The organism is Oleiphilus sp. HI0117, from assembly GCF_001635235.1.
Window position 1 is genome coordinate 1 of record NZ_LWGA01000341.1, and the last position, 547, is coordinate 547.

At 47.0% G+C, this 547-nt stretch carries 1 protein-coding gene; it reads right to left on the reverse strand.

Annotated features, from left to right (window positions below; genetic code table 11):
* On the reverse strand, positions 1-423 hold a 423-nt coding region (gene rplC, locus A3757_RS04150; RefSeq protein ID WP_068739204.1), incomplete at its 3' end, for a 50S ribosomal protein L3.
* Positions 424-547: the final 124 nt, after the last annotated feature.

Sequence of the window (547 nt, forward strand, 5' to 3'; positions counted from 1 at the left end):
CAACGAGTTACCATGCGTCGCATCTTGCATGCCAAAGTTCCAACGCTTAATACCGCCCTGGAAACCTTTACCTTTAGACTGACCAGTTACATCAATAATCTGACCAACTTCGAAGACTGTCGCATTAAGTGCGTCACCTGCTTTAAGATCTTCGCCTTCGCCTTCCGCCAAACGGAATTCCCAAAGACCACGACCCGCTTCAACACCTGCTTTCGCAAAATGTCCAGCTGCAGCTTTAGATACGCGAGAAGCGCGACGCTCACCAACAGTTACCTGAATTGCACGGTAACCATCAACATCGTCTGTTCTCACCTGTGTGATACGGTTATCTTCAACCTCGATAACCGTTACCGGAATGGATGCACCTTCGTCTGTAAAAACTCGAGTCATCCCAGCCTTACGGCCGACTAAACCAATCGCCATTTTTCACCTCTTAAGTGTACGGGGCTTTCACCCTCTATGGCCCTATAAATTAGGTAGTTACACTTTACCGCTCGATCTAACTTGAACGGCACCAACTTTTTAGAAAAGTTGGAAAAACTTAACC